26 protein-coding genes are annotated in these 26,992 nt (G+C 44.9%); 10 read left to right on the forward strand and 16 right to left on the reverse strand.

The features are described 5' to 3' along the window. Positions 1 to 21: 21 nt before the first annotated feature. Complete coding sequence (gntH, locus tag AB6E52_RS03685) at positions 22 to 1,647, reverse strand: guanitoxin biosynthesis MBL fold metallo-hydrolase GntH (protein ID WP_102320093.1); 1,626 nt, start codon at positions 1,645 to 1,647, stop codon at positions 22 to 24. A 193-nt stretch (positions 1,648 to 1,840) separates the two neighbouring features. Here gntH and AB6E52_RS03690 point away from each other — a divergent pair, with 193 nt between their 5' ends. The 3 genes from AB6E52_RS03690 (at position 1,841) to AB6E52_RS03700 (ending at position 3,791) form a co-directional block, all read left to right on the forward strand. Continuing rightward, complete coding sequence (locus AB6E52_RS03690) at positions 1,841 to 2,680, forward strand: LysR family transcriptional regulator (RefSeq protein WP_017078016.1); 840 nt, start codon at positions 1,841 to 1,843, stop codon at positions 2,678 to 2,680. A 98-nt stretch (positions 2,681 to 2,778) separates the two neighbouring features. Next, entirely contained in the window at positions 2,779 to 3,498 is a 720-nt protein-coding gene (locus AB6E52_RS03695; RefSeq protein ID WP_102320092.1) for a hypothetical protein, read from the forward strand. Between the two features lie 59 nt (positions 3,499 to 3,557). Further along, positions 3,558 to 3,791 carry a hypothetical protein gene (locus tag AB6E52_RS03700; RefSeq protein ID WP_102320091.1) on the forward strand — a complete coding sequence of 78 codons (234 nt, stop codon included), beginning with the start codon at positions 3,558 to 3,560 and terminating at the stop codon, positions 3,789 to 3,791. A 256-nt stretch (positions 3,792 to 4,047) separates the two neighbouring features. Here the strand turns inward: AB6E52_RS03700 and AB6E52_RS03705 are convergent, their stop codons facing one another. The 11 genes from AB6E52_RS03705 to AB6E52_RS03755 form a co-directional block, all read right to left on the reverse strand. Continuing rightward, entirely contained in the window at positions 4,048 to 5,514 is a 1,467-nt protein-coding gene (locus tag AB6E52_RS03705; RefSeq protein WP_102320128.1) for a lytic polysaccharide monooxygenase, read from the reverse strand. A 487-nt stretch (positions 5,515 to 6,001) separates the two neighbouring features. Next, positions 6,002 to 6,361, reverse strand: coding sequence for a DUF6559 family protein (locus AB6E52_RS03710; protein WP_102320089.1), 360 nt, complete (start codon positions 6,359 to 6,361; stop codon positions 6,002 to 6,004). A 29-nt stretch (positions 6,362 to 6,390) separates the two neighbouring features. Further along, positions 6,391 to 7,149 carry a vitamin B12 ABC transporter ATP-binding protein BtuD gene (btuD, locus tag AB6E52_RS03715; protein WP_102320088.1) on the reverse strand — a complete coding sequence of 253 codons (759 nt, stop codon included), beginning with the start codon at positions 7,147 to 7,149 and terminating at the stop codon, positions 6,391 to 6,393. Beyond that, complete coding sequence (gene btuC / locus AB6E52_RS03720; protein ID WP_017065523.1) at positions 7,136 to 8,131, reverse strand: vitamin B12 ABC transporter permease BtuC; 996 nt, start codon at positions 8,129 to 8,131, stop codon at positions 7,136 to 7,138. The genes btuD and btuC overlap by 14 nt, the downstream gene beginning before the upstream one ends. Positions 8,132 to 8,264: 133 nt before the next feature. Continuing rightward, positions 8,265 to 9,293, reverse strand: a complete 1,029-nt coding sequence (locus AB6E52_RS03725) for a succinylglutamate desuccinylase (protein WP_017059157.1) — start codon at positions 9,291 to 9,293, stop codon at positions 8,265 to 8,267. A 278-nt stretch (positions 9,294 to 9,571) separates the two neighbouring features. Continuing rightward, positions 9,572 to 11,368: a M3 family oligoendopeptidase gene (locus AB6E52_RS03730; protein ID WP_102320087.1), complete on the reverse strand. Its 1,797-nt coding sequence runs from the start codon at positions 11,366 to 11,368 to the stop codon at positions 9,572 to 9,574. A 139-nt stretch (positions 11,369 to 11,507) separates the two neighbouring features. Next, positions 11,508 to 12,125: an alpha-ribazole phosphatase family protein gene (gene cobC, locus AB6E52_RS03735; protein ID WP_017059155.1), complete on the reverse strand. Its 618-nt coding sequence runs from the start codon at positions 12,123 to 12,125 to the stop codon at positions 11,508 to 11,510. 9 nt (positions 12,126 to 12,134) lie between these two features. Next, a complete protein-coding gene (gene cobU / locus AB6E52_RS03740; RefSeq protein WP_102320086.1) occupies positions 12,135 to 12,755 on the reverse strand; it encodes a bifunctional adenosylcobinamide kinase/adenosylcobinamide-phosphate guanylyltransferase in 621 nt (206 codons plus the stop codon). Positions 12,756 to 12,764: 9 nt separating this feature from the next. Next, entirely contained in the window at positions 12,765 to 13,571 is an 807-nt protein-coding gene (locus tag AB6E52_RS03745) for an adenosylcobinamide-GDP ribazoletransferase (protein ID WP_102320085.1), read from the reverse strand. Further along, complete coding sequence (cobT, locus tag AB6E52_RS03750; RefSeq protein ID WP_102320084.1) at positions 13,571 to 14,590, reverse strand: nicotinate-nucleotide--dimethylbenzimidazole phosphoribosyltransferase; 1,020 nt, start codon at positions 14,588 to 14,590, stop codon at positions 13,571 to 13,573. The genes AB6E52_RS03745 and cobT overlap by 1 nt, the downstream gene beginning before the upstream one ends. A 57-nt stretch (positions 14,591 to 14,647) precedes the next feature. Next, complete coding sequence (locus AB6E52_RS03755; protein ID WP_017065519.1) at positions 14,648 to 15,259, reverse strand: flavin reductase family protein; 612 nt, start codon at positions 15,257 to 15,259, stop codon at positions 14,648 to 14,650. Positions 15,260 to 15,977: 718 nt separating this feature from the next. On the opposite strand from AB6E52_RS03755, the gene AB6E52_RS03760 reads away from it, so the two are divergent. Both AB6E52_RS03760 and AB6E52_RS03765 read left to right on the forward strand, forming a co-directional pair. Further along, positions 15,978 to 16,673, forward strand: coding sequence for an NAD-dependent epimerase/dehydratase family protein (locus AB6E52_RS03760; RefSeq protein WP_017059149.1), 696 nt, complete (start codon positions 15,978 to 15,980; stop codon positions 16,671 to 16,673). A 185-nt stretch (positions 16,674 to 16,858) separates the two neighbouring features. Beyond that, positions 16,859 to 18,232: an L-cystine transporter gene (locus AB6E52_RS03765; protein ID WP_017059148.1), complete on the forward strand. Its 1,374-nt coding sequence runs from the start codon at positions 16,859 to 16,861 to the stop codon at positions 18,230 to 18,232. A 112-nt stretch (positions 18,233 to 18,344) separates the two neighbouring features. On the opposite strand, the gene AB6E52_RS03770 is transcribed toward AB6E52_RS03765, so the two are convergent. Then, positions 18,345 to 18,737, reverse strand: a complete 393-nt coding sequence (locus tag AB6E52_RS03770; protein ID WP_017066157.1) for a heme-binding protein — start codon at positions 18,735 to 18,737, stop codon at positions 18,345 to 18,347. Positions 18,738 to 18,746: 9 nt separating this feature from the next. Beyond that, positions 18,747 to 19,757, reverse strand: a complete 1,011-nt coding sequence (locus AB6E52_RS03775; protein WP_102320083.1) for an aldo/keto reductase family oxidoreductase — start codon at positions 19,755 to 19,757, stop codon at positions 18,747 to 18,749. A 132-nt stretch (positions 19,758 to 19,889) separates the two neighbouring features. Between AB6E52_RS03775 and AB6E52_RS03780 the strand changes: the two genes are divergently transcribed. Both AB6E52_RS03780 and AB6E52_RS03785 read left to right on the forward strand, forming a co-directional pair. Continuing rightward, positions 19,890 to 20,774: a LysR family transcriptional regulator gene (locus AB6E52_RS03780; protein ID WP_017068270.1), complete on the forward strand. Its 885-nt coding sequence runs from the start codon at positions 19,890 to 19,892 to the stop codon at positions 20,772 to 20,774. Between the two features lie 307 nt (positions 20,775 to 21,081). Beyond that, positions 21,082 to 21,303: a hypothetical protein gene (locus tag AB6E52_RS03785; protein WP_017059142.1), complete on the forward strand. Its 222-nt coding sequence runs from the start codon at positions 21,082 to 21,084 to the stop codon at positions 21,301 to 21,303. A 128-nt stretch (positions 21,304 to 21,431) separates the two neighbouring features. Here AB6E52_RS03785 and AB6E52_RS03790 read toward each other — a convergent pair whose 3' ends face one another. After that, positions 21,432 to 21,953 carry a DUF2058 domain-containing protein gene (locus AB6E52_RS03790; protein WP_010441213.1) on the reverse strand — a complete coding sequence of 174 codons (522 nt, stop codon included), beginning with the start codon at positions 21,951 to 21,953 and terminating at the stop codon, positions 21,432 to 21,434. 415 nt (positions 21,954 to 22,368) lie between these two features. Between AB6E52_RS03790 and AB6E52_RS03795 the strand changes: the two genes are divergently transcribed. Beyond that, complete coding sequence (locus AB6E52_RS03795; RefSeq protein WP_102320082.1) at positions 22,369 to 23,703, forward strand: sphingomyelin phosphodiesterase; 1,335 nt, start codon at positions 22,369 to 22,371, stop codon at positions 23,701 to 23,703. A gap of 39 nt (positions 23,704 to 23,742) precedes the next feature. Further along, positions 23,743 to 24,693, forward strand: coding sequence for a chromosome partitioning protein ParA (locus tag AB6E52_RS03800; RefSeq protein WP_102320081.1), 951 nt, complete (start codon positions 23,743 to 23,745; stop codon positions 24,691 to 24,693). A 4-nt stretch (positions 24,694 to 24,697) separates the two neighbouring features. Here the strand turns inward: AB6E52_RS03800 and AB6E52_RS03805 are convergent, their stop codons facing one another. Next, the gene (locus AB6E52_RS03805; RefSeq protein ID WP_102320080.1) at positions 24,698 to 25,732 is read right to left on the reverse strand and encodes an AraC family transcriptional regulator; all 1,035 of its coding nucleotides are present in this window, start codon (positions 25,730 to 25,732) and stop codon (positions 24,698 to 24,700) included. A 169-nt stretch (positions 25,733 to 25,901) separates the two neighbouring features. Here AB6E52_RS03805 and AB6E52_RS03810 point away from each other — a divergent pair, with 169 nt between their 5' ends. Continuing rightward, positions 25,902 to 26,915 (forward strand): DUF2804 domain-containing protein, encoded by a 1,014-nt coding sequence (locus AB6E52_RS03810; protein ID WP_102320079.1) that lies wholly within the window; start codon positions 25,902 to 25,904, stop codon positions 26,913 to 26,915. Positions 26,916 to 26,992 lie beyond the last annotated feature (77 nt).

Consider the following 26,992-nt stretch of genomic DNA (forward strand, 5'->3'; position numbering starts at 1 on the left):
TCAGCCCTCACTGCAAATACCCTATTTGTTGTCGGTTCCTGCTCCTTCACCAGGCTCAGTTGGACGACTTACCGACTTGCGATCAAGATTGTGGTGAGCACGCACTCTATCCATGTATTCTTGCTTGGTGTTCATACCTTGCTTCATTGCTTCTGGTACTTGTTCAGCTGGGATCACGATGTCACGGTCGACTGGCCACTCAGTTAACAGCTCTGGGTGGTAGCCTTCTGGGTAGTACAGTTTTGGATCCAACTCTAAATCACGAATCTCTTGTTCTTGTATGTCTTCACGGCTGTTTTTCGGTAATGGAATTCTAAAATCAGACCCATCGGCCATATCAAATTGTGGCGCTCGCGCATTCGGGAAATCAGGTAAAATACCTTCACGAACCCACGCATTATCTTTAGTCATGTTAACGACAATGCCATCTGGCGCACCGAAGTGGTAAGGCCCTTGCCAATGGTGGCGAACCTCTGCAACGGTTTCCTCATTAAGATATGGGTCGAATGTCATGTGCGTTGTCATGAACAAACGCGGTTGTACTTCATTCGCCACATAACCCGCCGCGTACGCTGGTGTATGGTGAGTATCAACGGTGTAACGTGCTAAGAATGGCGGCACACCTTGAATAATCGAAGACACACCAAACGTTTCGGTTTGCAGTTCAGTAATGAACAAGTCTGCACCTTTTGCGTATTTCAAATCCAACTCGGTTGGGCGACCGTCTCCTGTCCAAACAAACGAAAGCACTCGACCGTCATCTTGAGTCCAATTTAAGCGATAGCCAGACGCGCCATCTTTTGCATGGCTGCGTCGCCAGTGAATGACTTCGACATTGTCTTGGTCATAGATAACGCCACCGTCGTCGCGGAAATCAAACTCGTGTACCACTATGTCGTTGCCTGATGGAAACACATCAAATGCATCGGTGTGCCAGTTCAACATTTGCTGCATGCCTTCAATCATATGACGAGTGCCATATTCTGGAGTCGCACCACTCGGACCATAAATGTTAAGCGGCTTTTCCCAGCGACCATTCCAACCACCAAATTGATACAGGTAAGGTAACGAGCCGTAATGGTCTACGTGTAAGTGAGTAATGAAGATATGGTCGAGTTCATTCATCGCGACACCCGCCGCTACGTAGTTCGCAATTGACCCTTCACCCAAATCAAAGACAAAGTTAGAGCCGTTACCCAATTCTACGTATATCGAGGTGTTTGCTTGCCCCGGGCGAATCATTGGTGATGTCCCCATGAACGTGACACGCATTTCATCCGGTTGAACTTCTTCAGTGCGTGGGAACCAGTTTGCGCCCGACACCATGTGATCACCATAAGGTGCAATGCCCTCAAACATCAGGCCTTCTTTCCAACCTGAATTGGTTTCTTTGCGATAGTCACCATTGTTTACACCTCCCATTAACACAGAAAGCACTTCTTCTTCTGAAGAGTACAAGTTCCCCTTAGGTTGAGTGCTCAGATACTCTTCAAGGGTTTCACCCTCGTGATATTCAAATTTCTCGAGTTTTTGAATATCAGAGTTAGTCTGCTTGGTGTTGTATTGCATCATTGGGTCAGCAGCAAAAGCGGTTGTCGTGATGATCATTGCTGTAGAGATGATTGATAATTTTGCGAAAGTTCTCATAGTTTCACCTATCGGTCTGAGTATTTAGTAAATGAATGAAGTTCCTTCCTCACTCCGATGCAAACAAGTTTATTAATAAACAGAACCTTGATATATAGTGTAAACTTTACTTAAAACCTCCATTTCATTTATGAGTTAATAACGACTCCACCATGATTTGGATGAGTGGCAATAAGAATAGAGGGAACTGAATTTGGACCTTAATCTACTGACTACATTTTTGGCCGTTTACAAACACAGCTCTATCACCGTGGCATCAGAGCAGCTCGATATTTCTCAACCCGCGGTAAGCGCGGCTATTAAGAGACTCGAAGGTGTCGTGGGCAAAGCTTTATTTGTGAGAGAAGGACGAGGTATCGCGCCCACTGGAGCAGCGGTATCACTCGCTAATAAGATAGAAGACCCATTGAACATCATTGGAACGGTTGAACAGCAAAAGAATGACCTTAAAGTCTATTGCACAGAGAGCTTGCTTCATTTCGTTAGCCAGGTTGAAGGCGTAAGCTTTACGGAAGCGCCGCTCGAAGAGGAAGAACTGTTTGATGCGCTTACTGCACAAAAAGTGGATATCGTCATTGATGTACTTTCGAGTAAGAAACACTCATTGATTGAAGAAACCATCGTCGATGAGGAGCCCGTGTGTCTGACTCGAATCAACCACCCTCGAATTGGTGAGACACTAAGTAAAGAAGAGTATTTCCAAGAGGAGCATATTGCGCTCAAGATCAAACGCGCCAACATGAACACAGTCGAGTTTTTATCAGAGAGCGATATCGAGCCGAGAAAAGTCAGAATTGAAACCAGCTCAATTTCAAGCATGCTGATTTTGGCAAGCACGACAGATTATATCGCCGCTTCTACTCGTTCTTTTGCAGAAATGCTCGCACCGGCGCTTGGCTTACGCGTTCACCCTATCCCCATCAAATTAAAACCGCTCACGTTTCGAATGCTCTATCACCGCCGTTATGCTAATGACGAACAACACATCAAAACCCGTGAAGCAATCAAGTCAGCATTAAGAAAACATAAATGAAACTGAGGTTTTAACTAAAGTTAACCCTATTAATATAAATTCAGTTTAATCACATACTCTCTAGCAAGTTAATTCAATAGAACGACACTGGAGAATCCATGAAAAAACTTAACCTTATTGCTCTACCACTTACGTTACTCAGCAGCGCAGCGTTTGCGACTTCGACTCAAGTTTACATCGAACAAAACGTTGCCTCTAATGCTGCTGATAACGGTGTCTACACCACAGAAGCTGGCGCATTAATCGATACCTCAGAAAATGGACAAGTCTATATAGGTTTTGATGACCAGGGTTGGCTAGCCGCGGGTTACGGACACGACTTTCACATCAGCGAGTCTTTCACGTTCAACCTATACGGTGAACTCGGTAAATGGGACAACGGTGAAGAGTTATTAATCGAAGGTATTATCGATTATCAAGTGAACGACAACTTCAATGTATTCAGTGGATTGGGATATAACCAGTCAGGGCAAGTACTCGAGAATGTAAGCGACACCACGATTAACACCAATAAGTTCATCGCCGGTGCTGGGTACTCACTCGCAGGCTGGGATTTAGCTTACCAATACACTCACGAAAACAGTGATGGATCCAATGGCGGGTTTACCCATGACGGTGACAATATCTATTTTCATCAAGGTGACTACCGTACCAATGAGCACGAAGTCGTTCTCTCTAAAAGCATCGACGACTGGACGCCCTACGTGAAATACACCTACTTCAACACCAACGAGGGTAACCTACAAGTTGGCGACAATCTAATTGGCTCAATCGACAACGACAGCATCATTACACTTGGTTTGTCTTACGACTTCTAAACATCTCAGATTCAATTCTCATAGGCAGATGGATTTGCCCACCTTTCGAGGGCACTACTATGAAAATTACTTCTCAACGCAACAAAGTCATTAATATCGCTGCAGCGATCAGTATCGTTTTGTTTTCTGCGATTCCCACCTACGCAAGTGCTGATCACTTAGACTCCCATTATCTAGAACCGAGTTATCTAGAAACCAGCTATCTAGACTCCTCCTTAGTCGAATTCATGACACCAGATTTTGATCAGGGGTATCTTAACGATGAGATTAAAGAAAACCTTATTCTGGAATAATTCGTCAACACATTACAAAACGTAAAAGACCAGAAACTCACGCTTCTGGTCTTTTATATAGCTCTTGTTTTCTATATAACTCTCATCTTCTTATAGAGCCCTACTCAGCGATTAAGACTCCGTTTCTGAATCACTTTTCTCTAAGCTAATGACGTTCAAAACCGCAAATGCAGAGGCTAAAAAAGACACCACACTCGTCAAAAAGTGTGGTGTCTTGGTTATTATTGCAAGGCTAATTAACTAACAATAGTTAAGATTAGTTGGCTGGACGCCAAACGCCCCATTTGTCATTTTCGTAAGTCGCTTTAGGGTTAGTGCCACCTTGAACCCACCATTGTGCTTTCCATGACTGGTTCGAGTAAGTCACGACTTCGCCACCAAGGTAAGTCGCTGATGAGTCCCACGTACCTGGATCTGGCGTAGGGTCTGGGTCAGGAGTCGGATCAGGATCCGGCGTTGGATCTGGGTCTGGTGTCACGCCACCGTCATCGGCAATTACTTCAAAAGTGAAGGTTTCAACACTGTCGCTTTCAATCGAGCTAGCCATAAACGATAAAGTTTCGTTTGCAGTGATGCCAGTGGTATCAACTACGATAGAAGCCGTGCCGTTATTTTGAATGCTTACAGAAGTACCTTGAGTTTGAGTCAATGTCGCCGCTTCGCTTGTTGCAATTACAACTTTGTCGCCAGCATTCACTACGTTGTCACTCTTCACTAGCTCGTAGATATCACCTTTCAATGGTTCAACACCACCGTCGCCACCGTCAATCAGCGTTAACTGACCAGAAGCACGGCTATCTTTTGAGTTGAAGAAGTTGCGTGAAGGATCGTTTTGGAAGTACATGTAGTGCTGCATTTCAGCGTGCCAATCACCAATGAAGATCGCGCCGTCTTTAAACTCTTCATGCCAGCCGTTAATTTCTGAAGCCAACAAACGAGCCCAATCGTTAACGTTTGAAGCGTCGATGACGATGGTGAAGCTACGCGCTACTTCACCGTACTTGTTGATGATGTCGTATTTAACCGTATCACCAATTTCTGGCGTGCCAAACTGGTCAGAAACAAACAGGTCACCACGCACTAGATCAGGTTGAGGTGTAGGCTCTGGTGGAGGGGTTGTGCCACCCGCGATAGTGATGTCTGAACAGTTGTAGAAGCCTTCGCCCGCAGCATCATCACGTTGCCAACGAACGAATAGAATCGCATCGCCAGAACGGTCTGAAGGAATAGTGACATTAATGCGGTACTTGCCGCCATTAACCGGAACGTTACCCTCTTCTTGGATAAGATCTAAGTCTCCCCACGCTAGGCCTTTGCTTAGGTCCGCGTTTGGTTTCGTTAGGTAGAACTCCCAGAAAGAAGGGTTGTGTGGCGCTGTCGCATTGAATACATATTCAAACGTACCAGTATTTAGCTCGGTACGAGTCCAACCAGTATGAGGCGCACCCATGCCGCGTTTTTGCGAATCGTTGGCATAACATAACGTGCCGTCAGGAATCGCCGCTTTTACAGCATTGATATTATTGAAATCTTGGACATTTTTCGCGTACTCGTTACGTTGAACAAACGGGTATGAACCCGAAATGTCTTTTGCTTGAGCACACGCAGCATTAGGTGGTGTACCCGACCAAATCCCGCCTTGCTCGTAACACGTGTTCTGACGCGCGCTTGGAAACTCAGACCAACCATGAGCATTTGCCACTGACGGCACACTCGATAGCATAGCCATACCCACTGCTATTTTTAGAATATTATTATTTATTGTTGTCACTTTCCCACTCTCTATTATTTTACCCTAAACACAAAACCAATTGGTTACTAACCAACCAGCACCGTAATTCGAAGGTTTATAGTTTCCGACTTAAAGAACAACGAAAAATATATACGTCAATTTTATCAATAACAGCGGGTTTTATATTAATAGGAATCAGCATCACACAACTCAAACAAATGCGTTGTAGATAGATGATATTGGTTCGAATTATCAATTTTTACCGACAAAAATTACGCATTCCCTAAGAAAATAGATCGCTAGGAAGGTATTTTTTCATTGAATTAATTGGAGTGAAACGCTCGCATAAATAATGATATTGAGTGCTTTTTATCATCATTATTATTACGTTGTTGAGACTGCTGTAAAGTCGCTAAGCTATTGAGCGTATACGTTTATAAATGGATAAATCATTAAACGTTAATTTGAACGAGCTAAACTAATAGCGGCTATTCATGCCAAATCGATTCGACATATCATCGTCCATACGACCGCCCTTCCAACCGCCACCGCCCAACAAATTAAGTACATCACGCGCGTTATATTCCTCACCACCGAAGAAGTCATTAGACACATTATTACGCAGCAATTGAATGGCTGGAGCAATTTCAGCAGCAAGGTCTTGTGGATCAGCAAACAATGCTAAGGCAACCAGTTGTTGGCGCTTACTTAATTCACATGAACTCGTTTCTACTTGCCCAATAGAGAAAAAGTCACTGCTTCCGTACGCTTTCACCAACTTTGCAGAAAGTGATTTGATTACTTTCTTGATTCGTCGTCGTTGAATATATCTAAACATATAGATTGCCTTGTATTGATGAGCTTAAGTTAACCAAACAGCAGATAAGTTTGATTGTCGACCGAGATGCTTTTTACTTGCGTGTTAAATACGGATTCTAGCTGTTCAGGCACAAGCACTTGCTCTGCACTGCCAGATGCTTGTAGTACGCCCTTTTCGAGCAGCAGTACTTGGTCGGCATGCCTCAAGGTTCGGTTCAGGTCGTGGTTAGCCATAATAACCGCAATGCCCTTCTCAGCCACTCGTTCGATAAGCTTGTACAACAAGGCTTCTTGAGCAATATCCAACGGAGCTGCGGGTTCGTCGAGGATCAGCAGCTTCGCGTATGGGTTAAGTGTCGGCCAAATTTGCAGGCACATTCCCGCCAAACGTACGCGTTGCCATTCACCACCAGACAGTGTCTGAATTGAGCGATGAAGTTTGTCTGCAATGTCTAGCATCTGGCTGATTTCTTCCAAAGCTGCGTTGATTTCAGCATCAAGGCCGTGTGAGGAGCCTGGCAGTGACAATGCAAGATATTGGAACACTTCTAAGTTGAAGGCTGGCCTTGCGCTTTGGCACAAGTAAGCGCGATGCAATGATAAATCTTGTAAAGACAGCTCCGACAAATCCTGCCCGTCGATCTTTATATCGCCTTTGTAACCATCACCAATTCCAGATATCGCTTCGAGCAAGGTACTTTTACCGCTGCCATTAGGGCCGATAACGTGAGTCACCTGCCCTTGCTTGAGCTCAAATGATAGTGGTAATAAACGAGCGCCGACGCTCAGGCTCTTAATTTGAATCATGATTTTTAATTAACATCCAAATGAAGATAGGCGCACCGATACTGGTGGTCATCACACCCAAAGGCAGCTCTGCGGAATCTAATAAGGTTCTTGCACAGATATCAGCAAACACCAACAACGCAGCGCCAGCAACGGCAGACAAAGGAAGAAGGTATTTGTTATCAGTACCAATCGCTAAACGCAACAAGTGTGGCACAACCAAGCCAACAAAGCTGATCACGCCACCTAAAGCTACCGCGCAGCCGACTAAAATAGACACGGCGAAAATTAGACGCCAGCGCAATCTCGGTACGTTTACGCCTAACTGTGCGGCATGCGTTTCGCCAATCATTAACTTATCTAGCTTACTACCTTGCAGGCACAGCCAAATAATCACGGGGATCATCACCAACGTGAGCGAGTGTTGATACCAAGTGACGCCACCTAAGCTGCCCATCAGCCAATACATCAATAAGCGTAGACTTAAGTCATCACTAAAATAGAACGCCCATGTCACCATCGCGCCAGAAAGAATGCCTAACGCGACACCCACTAGCAGTAATTTAGCCGTGGTGAGTCGCATGGTTTTTACCATGCTCACTAGAATCACGGTAAAACAAAGTGACCCTAAAACGGCGGCAATCATGAACAGTTCTGGGGTAGGAGCAAACGGCAAGAAGAACAGTACGATAACCATCGCCAAGCTTGCACCACCAGAAATGCCGAGCACACCGGGCTCTGCTAATACGTTACCCAATAAGACTTGTAAACTTGCGCCAGATACGGCTAACCCTGCCCCGATAGCAATAGCCGCCAATAGTCGAGGTAAGCGTAAATCAACCAGTAGTTTTTGTTCTAACGTGGACAATGTGCCCAGAGGGGAAATGAAAAGATCGCCAACCATTAGGTAAATCGCACTCAGCGCGACAAGCAGTGCTGCCATCAGATAAATGGCTCTAGTCCATTTGCGCTGTTTTTGGTGAAGAAGTTGTTGGAAATCCATATCAAGCTACTTTGAAAATGTTCGCGTAACCTTACCTGTATCCCCAAATAAACTCAAGGCTCACACCGTAATGTGAACCTTGATATTTCAACCAGTTGAGCGGTTGTTTTCGTCGTTTAAACCCGAGTCGATATTAATCGTACACAAGCTGACCATGGTCGAATCGCGTTTCAACTTCACACACCATTAAGGCTGCTCGTTGACCGATAGCAACATTACGATTAGGGAACACCACCGCTTCGTTTTCATTCTTAGCCATTAACGGTTTATCACCATCATGACCGAATACTTCACCGTGCTTGAACGCGGTAAAGTTCTCTACAGAATCTGAGAACATGAAATCGAAGTCATCATGTAAACGAACAATGGTTCTGCTCACGCGATAAGTGATGGTTCGCTTAGGTAAATGCTCTGGCTCAACTTCAGCAATCAAGTTACGCATCGCCAAGTCAAAAGCCGTTAGCTTATCAAGTTGGTTCTCACCAATTCTCGCGACCTGCCCTAGTTCCATTGTCAGTGCTTGCGCTTCGAAGTTTTCAGCACTGTACCAACTGAATGTACTGGTTGGCGCATTTGACAACAACACTGCTTCCACGTGCGCACTGTTAATGAAATCAAACAGCTCTTTACTGCGTACTTCGTGGCGAACTTTAGGGCTCACTGCAAACGAGTAATGCTTAGATAAACGGATTGCACAGTGCAAATCTAGATGCCAACGAGTGGCAGGTTCCGTTTCTTTGTAAAACTCAGTCACCAAGAACTTCAAGTTCTTCGCGATATCCACTTCTCGATTGCTCTCGTACTGCTTTTCATCAAACAGACGATTCATGTTCACATCAAGAAAACGAGTATGCGCGTTAGTGGCTTCTGGGTGAGCTATGATAAACAAGCATCTCGCGTTTACTACTTGGAAACCTGTTTCAATATCCTCAATGAGCTTATCGATCAGCTCCATTGGTGAAGTTTCGTCGCCATGAACACCGGTTGAAAAAATGATGTTCTTGGTTTCAGAATTAAAATCCGCGGGAATCACTTCCAAGACACCGCGTTGATGAAGCTTAATTTGAACACCGTTACTCAGTACGGTCTGTCCTGCAAACACTTCTTGCTCAAGATCTAGGCTGTCAAAAAGAAATGATTGGCGAAAGAGGGTCTTCGTCATGCGCTACTCCTTAATTGCACGGCCGTATGTTAATAAATTGTACATAGAAATTGTGTTGCTAGGATCGCACTTATCAACAGAAACTCCGTTATCACTCACAAATACTACCCATATATTTTTATATTACCTGCTGACTTTACTAACCGACATCTGTTCCAAATAACTTTCTCTATTTAAAGAGACTTTTGGTTGTTTCGGCTTATCTCAGGTTATGCCAGCAAGATAAGAGCCACGTAAGCTAACACAGCTCTTACCTGCTATGAACAGATTGAGATCAATTAATCTTCCTGATCGAGCAATCTTTCAAATTCATCGATTTGAACTTTGACCATGTCGATGCTTTGTTGCCAAAAATCAGCTTGAGTCAGGTCCATTCCTAAGTGCTTTTGAACGACTTCTTCCGCCATCATGCTGCCCGTATCACGAAGCAACGAAACGTAATCGCCGTAGAATTGCTCACCTTTCGCATCGCGCTGAGCGTAAACACCTTTACTGAACAGGTAACCGAACAAGTATGGGTAGTTGTAGAAGCTTACTTGAGAGATGCTGAAATGCAGTTTGCTCGCCCAGAAGTAAGGGTCAGCTTCTGTCATTGCATCGCCATACCACTCTTTCCAAGTCGTTTCCATCAAGTCACACAGCTGCTGAGCCGTTAGCTCGCCTTTTTCACGCTGCTCGTAGAAGGCTTTTTCGAATTCGAAACGCACTGGAATGTTCACCATTAAAGCGAGTGAAGAAGACAACTCTTCCCATAACATCTCAAGTTTCTCGTTACGTGTTTGAGCTTGCGTTAACAAGTGATCACGAACGATGTTTTCAGCAAAGATAGAAGCGGTTTCTGCTAGCGTCATTGGGTAGCGTGTTTGACACAACGGAATGTCTTTCATTACCCAGTTGTGGAACGCATGGCCTAGCTCGTGTGCCAATGTCATTAAGTCAGAGCGGCTGCCGCTCCATGTCATGAACACAAGCGGTGTGCGTGTCGCGGCAAACTTAGTACAGTAAGCACCTAAACGCTTGTTGGCTGCTGGTGCGGCATCAATCCAACCATTCTCAACCATCAAAGCAACGAAGTCAGCCATCTCTGGGTTCACTTCAGCGAAGGCAGTTTTGATCACTTCAATCGCTTCATCAAATGGATAAACCTTAGATTCAGCGTCACCAAGCGGCGGCATCGCAGCTAAGTGGTTCCATGGCTTCATTTCATCTAAGCCATGAACTCTTGCCATCAACAGACCCGCTTTCTGGCCTACTGCGCGATTAGCTTTCGCCACAGACATCATGGTGTCTAGCGTTTCAGGCACAATTCGGCTGCCGTGCAAGCTTGGATCTAAGAAATGTACATCTGAGATTTTCGAACGCTTTTTGTTTTCAGTCAGGCGCCAACCTGCAAGCGCATTTAGAATCGAAGCAAATGACTCTTGGTGTGTCTTCATTGCACCTTGAACAGCGCGCCATGCAGGCTCTTGTTTGTCGAATTCGCTGCCGTACAACAAGCTCGCCGCTTGTGAGAAACCAAGCGCTTCTTCTTCACCATCAAGTTTTAGCGACAGTTTCAAAGAGCCCGTTAGGTTGTCGTATAAACGACCCCATGCATCACGGCCATCCACTTTCATTGCTGCTAACAGCTGTTCTTCAGCCACACTGAGTCGGCTGCTTGAAAGCTTACGTGAACTCTCAATCGCGAAGCGTTGGCCTGCAACATCTGCACTCTCGTGTTCTAAAACCGCATCAATAAACTCTGGTTCAGCGTGAATCAGCGTGTCTTCATAAGGGCTAAACGCTTGAGACATTTCAGAGTTAAGCTTTGCAACACGGCCAAGCAACGCTTTGGCTTCTGTGTGGGTCGCGTCGACCGATGCGTGGCAATTAGCGAAGGTGTTGATTGTACTCAGTAACGTGCCTGCCGCTTCTGAAGTCTGAATCGCGTTTTGCATCGCTAGAATGATATGACGCTTTTCAACGTGTAGGTTCAACAGCTCAATGCACTGCTGAATGAGTTCAATGTCCTGTTCGATTTTTGCATCATTAAGATCGCTATAAGCAATGCTTAGATCCCAACTTGGTGTTGTCATGACTAAATTCCTTTCACGTAGGTAGTAATACCAATCAGGTATAGCGGCTGTGAACGCCGCTTTATACTTCTATTTATATTTCTGTTTCTATTTACAGATCTAAAAGATTGTTAATTCTTAAACTGTGTTTTTTGAACACTCAGAGAACAGGTATCCCTATCGATTTAACGCTGATAAAGCTCTGCGCAAACTGAGTGATTTGAATATGCGTTATCGATGCGTTTTCTATCGATAACTTCGAGTACAAACTCGGGTTTTTCCAATCAATATTAAGGCAGTGCGCTAGCAGTATGCGAATCACACCACCATGAGTAACCAACAATATGTTGTCACTTGAATCATTCAAAAGTTGCGACCAAGCTTGAGTTACTCTGTCGTGGAAGCTCTGTAAACTTTCTGCGCCAGTTAATTGATGATTAGCAGGGTCTTTCCAAAAGGTTTCTAACATTCCCCACTTGTCTTCAAGTTCATCAAATGGGACACCATCTACTTCACCGAAGTTCATTTCCTGAAAACCCGATGCAACTGATAAAGGCACAGACATACGCTCTGCAAACAAGCTCGCGAGATCACCACATCGTCTTAGTGGAGAGCTAACCACGCTATCAAAGGTAATGTCTTGTGTAGTTAGTGCCTCACATATCTGTTCTTGAAGATCAGAGTTGACCAGCACATCAGATAAACCATTGAGCGCAGCTTTTCCTTCGACTTTGCCATGTCTTAACAAATAGATGTTTTTGGTTGTTCCATTGACCATGTGTGCGACCTAGCCTTGAATATCAAGCAAGTGATTAGATGGTTTTAAGTGCAGCGGCAATCCGGCAGCAACCAGCGTGACGCGCTCAACGACGCGAGCTAGCGCTTGGTTCATTCGTCCTGCATTGTCCACAAACAAGCGAGACACTTTACCCAGCGGCACCACACCTAAACCGACTTCGTTAGAGACCATGATAATTTGCGCCGGACTTTGCTCGACGCTTTTGACCAATACTTCAACCACGGCTTCAACCTGTTCATTAGTTGCGTCATCACCCAGTTCAAAGATGATGTTGTTCAACCACAAGGTTAGGCAATCAATCAATACCACATCTTCTTTCTCAAAAGACTGCAGTTTTTCGGATAATTCGACGGGGACTTCATGCTCAATCCACTGCTCGCCACGACGTTGTTGATGGTGCGCGATTCGTTCTCGCATTTCATCATCAAGATATGTCGCTGTCGCAATATAATTGAGGCGTCCATTTGAACATGCTTCAAGCGCACATAATGCTTGTTGCTCTGCAAAACTAGACTTACCAGAACGAGCCCCGCCCAATACCAAATGGCTGTTTCGCTGACTTGCTTGATTAATTTGATTAGCTTGAATAGTTTCATTCGTGTTGGTCATAGGAAGCCGTTATAGAAAGCCATTGTAAAATGCAGTAATGAATACAAGGTAAGTCAGCAACTCCATTAACTGTTGAGCCGCACCCAAGCAGTCCCCAGTAAAGCCGCCAATTCGAGCCGTTAACCACGTTTTAAAACCTGTTCTGAACAGATAGGCGACGACAGATAAAACCAAAGCGAATTCAAGACCAAACCACAGGCTAGGCAGCACGCCTACCAGCAACAAGAAGACAAGTTCGCCTTTGGTTTGCTTGTTGGCCAATGGTTTACTTTTACTGGTATCTAAATCACTGACATAAGGCATGTCGTAAATTAGCGATGCAGCAATCGCGCGGCTAAAGGTATAACTGGTCACGATAACCATAAACAGAGCCGTCATGTTGACAAGCTCATTCAACAACACCCACTTGCCAAGCAAAGCCATAACCAGTGCAGACGCGCCATAAGTGCCAATTCGACTGTCTTTCATGATGGTCAAACGGCGTTCTAGGGTCATGCCGCCACCAATGCCATCTGCCATATCGGTCAAACCGTCTTCATGGAATGCACCAGTGAGCATCAGGCTAAAACTCATCATCAAAAAGATCGCTACTGCACTCGGCAGTATGGCATCAAGTAGCAAGAACACACCGCCACACAGAACACCAAGCAACAAACCAACCGTTGAAAAGTAGCGACCAGAACGGTTCATTCGCTCTGTTGAATAGGGCGTGTTTTTCGGCATTGGCAAGCGAGAAAAGAAACCCATCGCCAGCGCAAAAAGCTCCCACTGATAAGTAACTCGATCTTTCAACGATCTTTCTGGTGCATCACTCATTAAACCGTGACTCCAGCACTTTCGAAGCTCGCCATGTTGTTATAGAACTCGGCTGCCGCACGAATGATTGGCATAGCTAGCGCAGCACCTGTGCCCTCGCCTAATCTCAATCCAAGATCGAGCAGTGGCTCAGCGTCGAGCAGCTCTAACAGAATGTTGTGTCCTGACTCTTCAGAGCGATGTGCGAAGATCATGTAGTCACGGCAATTCGGTTCAATTAAGGTCGCAACATACGCAGCGACTGACACGATAAAACCATCGACTAGTACAGGAGTTCTGTTTTGATAAGCGCCAAGGAAAGCACCGACCATTTGCACTATTTCGTAACCACCGACTTGAGCTAAAATCGATTTAGGATCGAGTCCTGTGCAGCGTGCAACACCTTGCTCAACCACCTCGACTTTTCGTGATAACTGTTCGTTGTTGATACCAGTGCCTAAGCCTACACACTCTGCAGCAGTTCGGTTTGCTACCGCACTTAAAATCGCTGACGCGCTACTGGTATTGCCGATACCCATTTCACCAAACATGATGATATTGGTGCCATTCGAAATGGTTTTAGATACAAGATATGTACCCAGTTCAATCCCACGTTCAACCGTTTCTAAACTCATTGCCGCTTCATTGGCAAAGTTATTGGTTCGCGTACCCAAACGCTGAGAGATCAACATGTCACTGTCTGATTCCACAGGCAACAATATCCCCGTGTCGACTACCGTGATATCGATATTATTCACCGCACAGAAGCAATTGATCGCCGCGCCATCGCTTAAGAAGTTCAACACCATCTGTTGTGTTACCGCGCTTGGAGCAATACTCACGCCTTCGTCAGCAATGCCATGGTCGCCAGCAAAAATGATGATACTTGGCTTATTCAATTCGATGTGTTCAACCGCAGCTTCTTTGCCTTGGCTCTGAATCAAAGCCAGTTGATGTGCGACTTTTTCTAGTAAGCCAAGTGGCTTGGTTTTTTGGTCAATTCGGTGTTGGATGTACTGCGAGTATTGGGTATCTAACATAGTTTTTAAAAACGCTTATTCTGGGTACGTTGATATAGGGCTGCTACTTAGGTATTGCTACTTAGGGCGTGCGACAGAAAACACATTGGAAAGCGTGGCGTATTCACCGCCACCCAATCGAGATAAAGGATCAAGTGCTAACGCGTCGATCTTAAGACGCTCACTGTCTTTGTCGATCACGTCTTCGGAAATGTACACGGTTTCGACTTGAGCAAAGATAAGGCTTTGTGGCACTTCTCCAACCTCTTTTACTTCGTACAAGGTGCATCCAAAAGCGACCGCGCACTCTTTCAATCTCGGTAAAGAGAAGCCTTCAAATTCAACCAGATCAATGTTATTCGCGGTGACTTCCGAATCACCATGTTCAAGGGTAGCTGCTGTCGCCGTCATGGTTTCGGCAGAACTTGAAGAAGCAATGTGAATCACTAGCTTACCCGTTTCTAGGGCATTACGAGTGGTATCTTTGATTTCGCCGGACGGCTTCTTCCCAACCGATAACATCAGTAACGGCGGATTACTAGAAACAGGCGTGAAATAAGAGAAAGGCGCGAGGTTGTACTCTTGGTCAGAAGATTCCGTCAATGCCCACGCAATCGGGCGAGGAACAACGGTTTGTGTCATCAGGTGATAAATCTGAGTGGGAGCAAGAGTATCAAGCTTGAGGTTCATAGCACGTCCTTGGTCTATGTGAATTACGACTCAGTTTACGTGTTAAGCAAGGCTGTATCTATGGCTATGTGGCAGAAACCGCAGAGAGTGTTCTTAATTTAAACAGATCACACTGGTTTTTTCTCAGATTGACAGTCAAATTGACGAACCCTAAAACACAAATAATGCTGATAATAGATTTATCAATAACTTACATTTTGGCATCGTTTATGCCTTATCTAAATTACTTATTAATCTCTCCATTGATAAGTACCCATACAGTGAATGCCCACAACACTGACGCTACACGAAGAAAGACCATCGATTGAAAGACAAAACAGAACAACGATTTAGGAGGTGTAATGATTCCAAATTCAAGTAAAAGAAAACCAAATAAATCAAGTAAGAAAGCTAGCAAAAAGGTAAGGAAAATCCCACTGTCCTTTACCTAGTAAGAAGCAAGAAAAGTAACAAAGCCCGTCGCCCAGCGGGCTTTGTTATGTTTAACGCCTAACTTAAGTTTCAAACCGCATTTATCTTTCCCACCGCCATTATGTTTCATATCGTACTTATGCTTCAGACCGTACTTATGCGTCGAGCCAAACTAAATCATCTCTTTTTCCATAAACAGGCGACTCCCCACATACTACTGACCACTCGTTTAACAAACTTTTATTCGCTTAAAATTCAAACACTGTTTATATTAAACAAGCACTTGTGGAGTGAAGAAGGGATTAAAATGAGCATTTCTGGAGACAAAACATCGGTCGTGGTGGCTGGTGCAACCGGGTTAATTGGTCATCATGTGATGAAGTTGCTCATCGATGAACCCGCCGTTGATCATATCTATGCCCTATCTCGCCGAGCGTTAGATTCACAGTTTGATTCCAACAAGCTCCACACACTCATTCACAGCGACCTGCAAGTTACCAGTTGGGATGACACGAATGCGACGCCTAATCTTGGCGTTATCTGCTTAGGTACGACTAAGAAAAAGGCAGGATCAAAAGAAGCGCTTCGCAAAATCGATGTGGAACTGGTTAGCCAAGTCGCACAGTCGATGAAGTTTCTTGGGGTTCAACGCGTAGCGGTCGTTTCTAGCTATGGCGCTTCACCAGATTCCTATTCGCACTACCTTCGCTGTAAAGGACAAATGGAACAAAATTTAAAACGTATTGGCTTCAAGCAGCTTTTCATCGCACGCCCTGGGCCTCTGGTGGGTGAGCGTGATGAACCTAGAGCTGATGAAAAACTCCTGCAAAGTGTCTTTCCTCTGCTGTCTCCATTTATGCTTGGTAAGTTCAAAAACCTACGCCCTATTCAGTCGGAAGACGTAGCCAAAGCAATGTTGTTCCGGTTATTCGAAAATAATTTCCAAAATATCGAAATTTACTCGTCAAGTGACATGCTCAATTTATTGGCAAAATATCGCTAAAAAGCTCACCTATTCATCACAATGTTGAATATCCACCCATCCTATTGAGTGGATATTACTAATCGTTCTAATAAATTACTTTTCCTTATTTTACGTTTTGTTACAGGTCGCTAATGTAGCTAACAGTATTTGCGCCCATATATCTAAGCGCCCTATCGATTTAAAGAGATTCATAAGGAAAACAAATGTCATTTTCAGCTATCGCTGCCTTAGCGGTATTCACTGGTATCCTCTTTTTTCTCTACGGACAGCAGAAAAAAGAAAACACACTTTCTCGCCTCGTTTTACTCGGTTTAGTATTTGGTAGCGCATTTGGTCTTGGTCTACAGCTGTTATTTGGTGAAGGCAATCCGGTCATCAACGAAACACTAGACTGGGTAAATATTGTTGGCCGTGGTTATGTTGGCCTACTGAAAATGGTGATCATGCCATTAGTATTGGTTTCAATGATTGCAGCAGTAGTGAAGCTTGAAAAAGGCGGCTCACTGGGCAAGATTTCTGGTATCACCATTTCTGTACTGTTAGCAACAACCGCGATTTCTGCGATTGTTGGTATTGTTGTAACGCAAGCATTCGGCCTGTCTGCTGAAGGTTTAACAGAAGGCGCTCGCGAAACAGCACGTATCGCAACACTTGAAAGCCGCATCGGTAGCGTTTCAGACCTAACAATTCCACAAATGCTGATCAGCTTTATTCCGACTAACCCATTTGCAGACCTAACGGGGGCTCGCTCTACGTCTATCATCGCGGTTGTTATCTTTGGTGTGCTAACGGGCATCGCTGCTCGTAAAGTGATGGCAGAGAAAGAAGAACTAGAATCTCCAATCCGTACTTTCGTTGAAGCGTCACAATCTATCGTTATGCGCTTAGTTAAGATGATCATGGCACTAACGCCATACGGCATCGCAGCGTTAATGGCGAAGGTAGTTGCAACATCAAGTGCTTCTGACATCCTCAGCCTACTGGGTTTCATCGTTGCATCTTACGTTGCGATTCTACTGATGTTCGTCGTACACGGTGTGTTGGTTTCTTTTGTTGGTGTAAACCCGAAAGAGTACTTCCAAAAGATCTGGCCTGTACTGACGTTCGCTTTCACGTCTCGTAGTTCTGCAGCAACAATTCCACTGAACGTTGAAGCTCAAATCACTAAGCTAAACGTGCCACCAGCGATTGCTAACCTGTCTGCCTCTTTCGGTGCGACGATTGGTCAAAACGGTTGTGCGGGTATCTACCCTGCAATGCTAGCAGTCATGGTTGCGCCTACAGTTGGCATCGACCCAATGGACATCAACTTCATTCTGTCTCTGATTGCTATTATCACAGTGAGCTCATTCGGTATTGCTGGCGTAGGTGGCGGTGCAACGTTCGCGGCGCTTATCGTACTTCCTGCTATGGGCCTTCCTGTAACGATTGCAGCACTGCTTATCTCTATCGAGCCACTTATCGATATGGCACGTACGGCGCTTAACGTATCTGGTGCTATGACAGCCGGTACGATCACAAGCCGCCTATTAGGCAAGAAAGACAAGCAACAAGATCTGGAACAAGCGAACGCTTAATGGGTTCGATTGATTCAAGCACTTGAGTCTCGTTAAACAAAAAAACCGATGCACATGCATCGGTTTTTTATTATCTGTTACTTCTAACTTCCATTACTTCACGAGCAACAGCTTAAAACACAAGTTGAATGACTTTTTCGGCAAGTGCTTCATCGTCGTCTTCACTTAATCCGCTGACACCAATAGCGCCAATCACCTGCCCATTTAATTCAATGGGAACACCGCCTTTAAAGCCAGTGATCTTTGGGTCAGTCCAGTAACTTAAGTCTTTACCAGTTTCTCTCGCCCAAGCACCTAAGTTACCGCTTGGCTGTCTATCTCTTGCAGATGTATAAGCTTTGTTCTGTGCTAACAATCCGGCTTGAACACTCACATTATCCATGCGAATAAACGCCAGTAACTCACCGTGCGTATCACACACGCTCACCGCGATTGCTTGTTGATTACGCTCAGCAATGTCTAGAGCGTTAGACACCAGTTGTTGCGCGATCTTTTGATTCAACATATTCATTCCTTATGGCAGTGCTTGACCACGTGAGTACACGTATAGGTTGTACCACTCTTCACGAGACAGGTTTATCTGAGTCGCGACTGCCGAAGCTTTGATTCGCTCTAGATTTGTGGTGCCAATTACAGGTTGGATACGAGCAGGGTGACGAAGCAAAAATGCCAACACAATCGCTTCACTTTCTACGCCATATTGGTTCGCTAACTGAGCCACGTAGTGCGCTGTCTTTTTCACGTTTTCATGTTCTGAATACAAACCTTGCTCAGCAAATCGGCCTTGTGCTAAACAGCCCCAAGCTTGCAGTTGGATGTTATTCATTTGGCAATGCTCTAGCGTGCCTGCGGCAAAGTCTGATTGATGATGCCCTTGCGAGTTAATCATCACCCCATCATTCAACCAATCCAATTTGGCTAAGCTCATCTCAACTTGATTCGCGACGATAGGTTGCCCAAGCGCAGATTGCAGATACTGAATTTGATGGCTGTTCATATTCGACGCACCAAAGAAATCGACCTTACCTTGCGCTTTTATGTTCTCTAACGTTCTTGCTAACTCATCGAGTTCCATCAAAGGGTCAGGGCGATGTAATAACAGCACATCAAGCTTTTCAGTATTCAATCGGTTGAGAATACCGTCTACCGATTGGCCTACCCAATCAGCCGAGAAATCATAACGACCAACATTGCCCTCGCCTTCAAAACGAATCCCACACTTAGATTGAATGAACATCTGTTCACGCAGATCAGGCGCTTGTTGTAATGCTTGACCAAAGGCTTGCTCAGCTTTGCTGAAGGTATAGATATCCGCATGGTCGAATAAGTTAATGCCCGATTCTAGTGCGGTGTCGATTACGCTTCGTGTTTGAGCAACATCCGCACTCGTCACTGGATTATCATTCCAGCCACCACCTAACCCCATGCAGCCATAGGCAATTTGCCCAACATTCGGTAGATAATTTTGTAATGGGATACGTTTTTTGTCATTCGTTTTGTTTGTAGATTCAGTGCTGTTCGTCATATCGATTCTCGCTTAGAAGATTTGCTGACCAGAAATATGCCTCTATCATATTGTTCTTTTTAAAAAACAGAATATGCTATTTACGAAATGATTGTTTGATATGACGAACAATAGATTGGTAGGAACGCGCGAATGAACGAACACAAAAGAATAGAACGACTGATCCTGTTTGTAGAACTTGCTCAGCAACTTAATTTTACCAAGGCAGCCGAAAAGCTCGGTATCTCTAAGAGCTACCTTTCTGAGCAGATCAAACGTCTAGAGAATGATTTACAGTGCCCGCTTTTGGTCAGAACCACGCGCAGTGTTCGTTTAACCCAAGAAGGCGAACGCGCGTTACAACAAGGCTTAACGATTCGCTCGCAAGTCTTACAACTTGAACGCAGCGTTTCAGAGCAACACGACATCGTCAAAGGCCTATTACGCCTCACTGCGCCAAAGATGTTTACTGAGGTATATCTATTCGATATCTGCCAACAGTTTAGGCAGCAATACCCTGAGATTCGTTTCGAGATAAACAGTAGCTACACCAACTTTAATCTCAATCAAGATGATATCGATATCGCGTTTCGTGCCACCAATACGCCACCTGACAACATGGTGGCGAAACACTTGATTAGCTATCAACACGATTTAGTCGCGACTCCCGGTTATCTTAACCAATTTGGTCGCCCTACCAATGTGAGTGACTTAAGTGATCATCAATGCTTAGCAACTCTGCACCAAACCGAGTGGCCTTTAAAATCGGTAAATATTGATGTGTCCGGCTGGCTTTCAAGTAATGACAACCACCTGCTTAAGCAACAAGCTATGGCAGGCAGTGGCATCATCCGTATTGCAAGTTACTACGTTGCGAAAGAGGTCGAACTGGGAGAATTAGAGCGAGTGCTGCCTGATGAATGTCTGCAACAAGGCAACAGTATTTATCTGTTCTATCCGCAAGTTATTTATCCGGCAAAGAAACACCAAGTGTTCGTTAAATTTGTTCAGCATTACTTTGAAAGCTTAAGTCGATAAAATGATGCACAGCTCACTAGGGCTTGTTGGTTTCATCTGGCCAACATATTCGTCGTAGCGAGCTCTACTTCAACCTCTTCGGCTGAATGTGATACCAGTGAAAGTCGACTATATGGCCGATCTACTTTCAAGCCTATTCGTCCTAGTTCTTTTATTTTTTCTTGCTCTTACATTTACATTAATACCTAAACATTCACTCTACGAATCGTTTTTTATTGACTTAAAAATGAAATCATAACGACACACTAATTTGCGTAACTTAGGGTGCAAATAGGCAATCATATTACAGTGCCTATCAGGAGGATGTATGAAACCAAATCGATCTACGGTACTCACTGGACATGTAAAACACTGCCCATGCTGCTCTACCGAACTGGTCATCAAAGACCACATTCACGTTTGCCCGCGCAATGAAATTGGCGACTGTTACTTCGATGGCTATGACCAACACGAACAGCGCGCTAATACCGATTTTATCGATCATGCAAGTGCCAATGATAGCCTTGTTTACGGCATGTCAGAACACTAAGCTTTATTCAAGATTTGTTGAAGTCATTTCGCGCCAAAAAAAATGCAGCGCCAATCGAGTGATTGTTCGCTGCATTCTTAGATCCTGTAAACTTAGCTAACCATTAAAATGGAGCTAGGTAAAACGGATTACCACATTAGATCATCTGGGATCACGAAGTCTTTGTACGGGTCATCTTCGTCTACTTCGTCTGTGCTACCTGCCTGCGTATCAACGATAGATTCTTCGTCGCGCATAGCAATCTTGTTCGCTACTGCTGTTGGAATAACAACATAGCTCTCGCCTTGACGAGCAATACTTAGAATGCCTTTACTTAGTTGCTTTTGAGTCAGCTCTTCTACGTAAAGATATTTAACTAGCGTACCGTCGGTGAAGTTGTATTTGATCTCACCGTTCTTCTGTTCGATCTTGTTCATCTCAATCAGTTGCTTCACTTGAGCTTTAATTTCTTTGCTCAACTGTTGTTCTTTCAACTGTTGGTTTAGCTCTTTGTCTTTCGCTTGCTGCGCCAGTTTAGTTTCTTCAGCTGCCGCTTTTGCTTCACGAGACTGAACGCGAGACTTTTTAGAGCCTTTCTTCGCCTTCTTTAATTTTTTCTCATTTACCAAGCCAGCTTTAAGCATCTGCTCTTGGAGTGTTAACTTTGCCATGACTTTCCCAGTTCAGGATTAAAAACGGCACTATCATACCTGTTTTTGAGGTTTCTGTTTACTGAACAAGAGTAAATTACAGAACAATCGCAAAATTTATGCTGATAGCTCTAAGCTGTGTCCATATTCCCTTCTTGTTGCTCACAATCTCTACTCTCCCCGAACATACAGTTTTGATTTAAGCATGCCAACATTGGCTGCCCCACCGACTCAAAACCATTATCTGACTCTATTATTCGCGCGCGTACCATTTATCATTCCAACAAGACAATATGTTAATTTTCAATGGTTAATCAATTTTATAAAACCTTGGCATATATCTCATATTTGAATAAATGCCATAGAGTTATAACTCCAATGTCATAACTCTTGACTACGTTATTCTAGACATCAATCAATAAGGATAACGTAAACGATGAAAACTCAATGGACTTGGTTAGCTGCACTTGTGGCATCCACATCAATCGCTTCGACCTCTGCGATCGCAGACACCGACGTGTATCTCACCAATAACACCAATCAAGTGATGACCATTCAAGCCAACCACACTGGTACCGACCTGCTTCAACTCGGTGATGAGTGGCAACAGCATGTTGAACAGATTGGTCCTTGGGAGACGAAGAAGCTGATAAGTTTCAACCGCTGGACTGGTGTGAAATCTGGGAAGACCTATGAGTTTGACACTGTGGTATCAAACGCTGTGGGCGAAAGTGTCACGCTCAACCAAACCATGAAGGGACATTGGTATAACTCTACACTGCAACATGGTTTGAGTGCCGCAGACGTCAACCTAACATTGCATGACGATCGTAATATTCATCGCAGCACAACCGATGCGTTCGGGGTCAATGCAGAGCTAGCCCTCAAAGCCGATTCTACAGCGCGCTATGATGATATTTATTACACCATCACCCCACCAAAAGTGGATGAGCAACCAGAACCGGATGCCGATACACTCAAAGTCATGACCTACAACATCTGGGCGCTGCCTGCCATCGCTTCGCATATTGGTGACCGCTACGATCTGATTCCTCAATACATAAAGGGCTACGACGTGTTGGCGCTACAAGAGGTGTTTGCTAACGGCAGAGATGAGTTCTTGCGTGAACTTGCCAAAGAGTATCCTTATCAAACCAAAATGCTCGATAAAGACGGGATTAACATCTATGACGGCGGCGTGATCATTGTCAGCCGCTACCCTATCGTCAACGAAGCACAGTACGTTTTTCCTGATTGCACCGGAACGGACTGCTTCGCAGACAAAGGCGTGAATTACGCTGAAGTCATCAAAAACGGCCAGGCTTACCACGTGTTTGGTACTCACACGGCATCATTTGATACCGATACCGCTCGTGACTACCGACAGCGCCAATTTAAACAGATGCGTCAGCTTGCTCAATCACTGGAAATACCAACTTCAGAGACGGTTATTTACAGCGGCGACTTCAACGTGAACAAGCTGAAGTTCCCAGACGACTACCAACAGATGTTCGCTAACCTGCAAGCCGCTGAGCCTGAGTATTCAGGTTATACCGCTTCTACCTTTGACCCACGCATCAACAACTTTGCGGGTGAACCTATGTCGGGTGGTGAGAACGTTGAGTATCTCGATTATGTGGTAGTGAGCTCGGAATATGCAGCTAAAGCTCATAACGACAATCGCGTGGATGTCCCAAGATCAACCAGCAGTGAGTTATGGAAGCACTACAACCTTTCAGACCACTTCCCTGTCAGTGCCGTGATCAAGTAGCGCGGTGAACCAATAATGCATCGAGTTATATTAATCCTAATGCTCGTCTTAACGGCGAGCATTATTGGCTATTCGTGGTCATCAAAATCCACTGAAACAGCGCTATCTTCTGCTCAACACACAGAACCTAAGCCGCGTGTTTCTACGACAACTAATGACGATAATTCCACGCCTACTGCAACCGCTAGTTCGGAAAACTCCGCATCGCACAGCAATCAAGCCCAAGCCGGAGCACTGGACGGTAAAATTCTTGCTGAAAACTTGAGTGAGCTTGAAGGCAAGGCTTTGTTCGATGAACTCGATGGGTTCTGGAAGCTTTGCCAACAACGCGATGACTGCGCAGAGCAACTCGCACGATTGAAATCAGAATTGCCGGGCATATGGTTTGAGTTACTGAGCGACTATCCGCAGCTATCGGCTGACTGGCAATTAACACCAAGCACTATCCCACTTGAATCCATAGAGACTCTTGAAGATCGTGTTGCCTTATTCAAGCAATCTGCACAACAAGTATGGGGAGAGTTGGCCCACCAGCTATTCGCTGACCAGTTTGCTCATCTGGATTTTACGCTTGACGCTAACACCCTTGAAAAGAACGAAGCGAGCCAGTTTTTGGCCAACTATCAAGATTTGCTTAGTGAATGGCAAAACAATACGGGCACGTTAAACGCCGAAACACAGCTTCAAAAATATGAACTGGCAGTATCTTTGATACCCAGCAGGTATAGCCCTGCTGAAGTAGCATCAGTCAAAGCCGACCTTCAAGATGCCTACTTAGATGAAGCGCAGGCCAGCAACATTGCCGCGCGAGAACAACAAGTCGCACAACAGCAACAAACCGTGATGAGTTATCACGAGCAACTGGATCAGCTCAAAGCAACCTTAGACTCTCAGCGCTCATCAAGTTATGCCACTTGGACTCAACAAGATTGGGACAGTTATTATCAACAGCAAGTCACCGATTTCAGGGAGCAGTTCTTTAGCAAGTAACGCCTTAACTTAAACCATCACGAAACTGAGCGGGCGTTTTATTGAGCCAACCTTTAAACGCCCTTCTGAAATTTGCAGGGTCGCTATAACCGAGCCTTTCACCGATGTCATCAATGCTCATGGTTGTGCCGAGTAATAGCTCTTTGGCCAGCTCCACTCGAACTTCGGTAAGCAATATTTGGTAACTGGATTCATGGGTCACTAGCTCTCGCCTGAGTGTACGAGAGCTACAACCAAACTCATCCGCGAGTTGTTCAATATTCGGGAAACTACCTGCGGTTTGATAAAAGATCGTTTTGATCTGATTAGTCAGCAGATGCTCAGAGTCCAACGTTTCGACTATCGACTGGCAAGACGCAAGATAGCGCTTCAGTGTCGCGGCATCATGAGTCAATAAGGTCTGTGATAAAACCGAGGCATCAAAACGCAATTCACAATGGCTCTGCTCAAAAACTACAGGGCACTGGAAACGGTCGTCATAGAGCTTAGCGTAATTGGGACGAGCATAAGGCAAAGCCAAAGTGTGAATATCCAGCTCATGACCAGTCAGTTCTTTGAACAAAGAGACGATGGAACTTAAGAAATACTCACTGCAGAAAGGGAGCAGATCGCCCACTTCCAAGGTGTTCTCAATCTGAATCACTGCATGCTCGGAATCTAGAAACAATTTAACCGAGAAAATAGGACCGTTCAGGCGCAGATATTTAAAGCCCGACTTGATGGCCTCCCCGACATTTTGACTGGTCGATAGCGCATAACCCAACACACCAAAGTGGCTCAAGCTAGCGTGTTCCCCCAGCCCAAGCCCTAAGCCATCGTGAGGAAAGCTCTGATTCGCCACGCTAAATAACGCTAGTTTATCAGCGTAAGTCAGCTTTCCATTCGGGTCTCGCCAATCCATGTTCGGCAAACCCACATCATTGAGTAGCCTTTCAATATCGATACCTCGTTGCTCTAGCGTATTCAACAGCAGCGCGATATCTAATGTACCCAACTGATGCCGATGTCCGGTCGGCTTATACTCCGCGATAATCTCCAATCGTCTCTCCTTATATCGAGCCCATTCCCATCAACATGACTACTCAGCTTCAACAACACTACTGACAAAATCGTGATTGGCAACGCGCTCTTGTCCGAATATGACCTCCCAATTCTACGCTACTCATCGCACAATGGCTTTAATTGTTAAATTAATGTGAAGCATCGCAATGATAAAAACGAACCCAGCCCCACACAGTTTGATTGATTCTAATGGTCAGCCGAGCATTGGACATTTCGATGGCATCCCCAAGCACCTGAACATCGAGAACTTTGACTACCGAAACTCGATGGATTCAAAAGCAGCCCCTTGGCAGAAGCACTTCCACTACAAGCAATTTCAGTTTGTCAGCATCGTCACCGACACACACATTATTGGTATCGCTATCGCGGATATTCGCTACTTGGGCTCGGCATTTTGTTATCTGTACGATATTGAAAACAACCATCTAGAAGAGTCATCTTGGTTGAGGCCATTAGGGTTTGATAAGCATGTAACGCCTTCACCATTTGACGGCACGACAAACATTGCAGGCCAAAGCATCATCTTTAATATTGAAGGCGGGCAATGGCAAGTTCGATTAAATACCAAACTCATCAAGGCCGATATCGCTTTAGAGCCTGAAGCCGACAGCTTGCCCTTGGCGATGTGCAGCCCAACGGGTTATTCAGGTTGGACTTACACCCAAAAGCACAATGCTTTGCGCATCAGCGGTGAAATCCAAATCAAAGGAGAATCACTCGTTCTCGAACAAGCTCGTGCCGGTTATGACTTTTCAGCGGGCTACATGAGACGCGAAACCAGTTGGCGCTGGGCAAGTATCAACACGCAATCCAATGGCACAGATATTGGCCTAAATCTCGCGGCGGGCGTGAATGAAACCGGAGGCTGCGAAAACGTGTTATGGGTCAATGGAACCAGACACTTGCTTAACCCGGTACAGTTTACGTTCAGTCGCCAAGACACGAACTTGCCTTGGCAGATAACATCACAAGATGGACGTATAAACCTGACCTTTACGCCCTTAAATAACCGCAGCGAAAAGCTCAATTTATGGCTGTTAAAGAGTAACTTTCGTCAGTTCATTGGTCACTTTTCTGGCTCGATTGAAGACAACAATGGAGTGACACATCAACTCGATGGTGTTCTTGGCCTAACAGAAGATCACTTTGCTCGCTGGTAACGTAATTCTGCTGATTGAATCTCAGGCGAGCAAGTCTAAGTAAACTTGATACTAAGAACGCGTATGGCGTCTCAACA

Source organism: Vibrio sp. 10N.247.311.13 (genome assembly GCF_041467595.1).
In the GTDB taxonomy this organism is placed as follows: Bacteria; Pseudomonadota; Gammaproteobacteria; order Enterobacterales; family Vibrionaceae; genus Vibrio; species Vibrio crassostreae_C.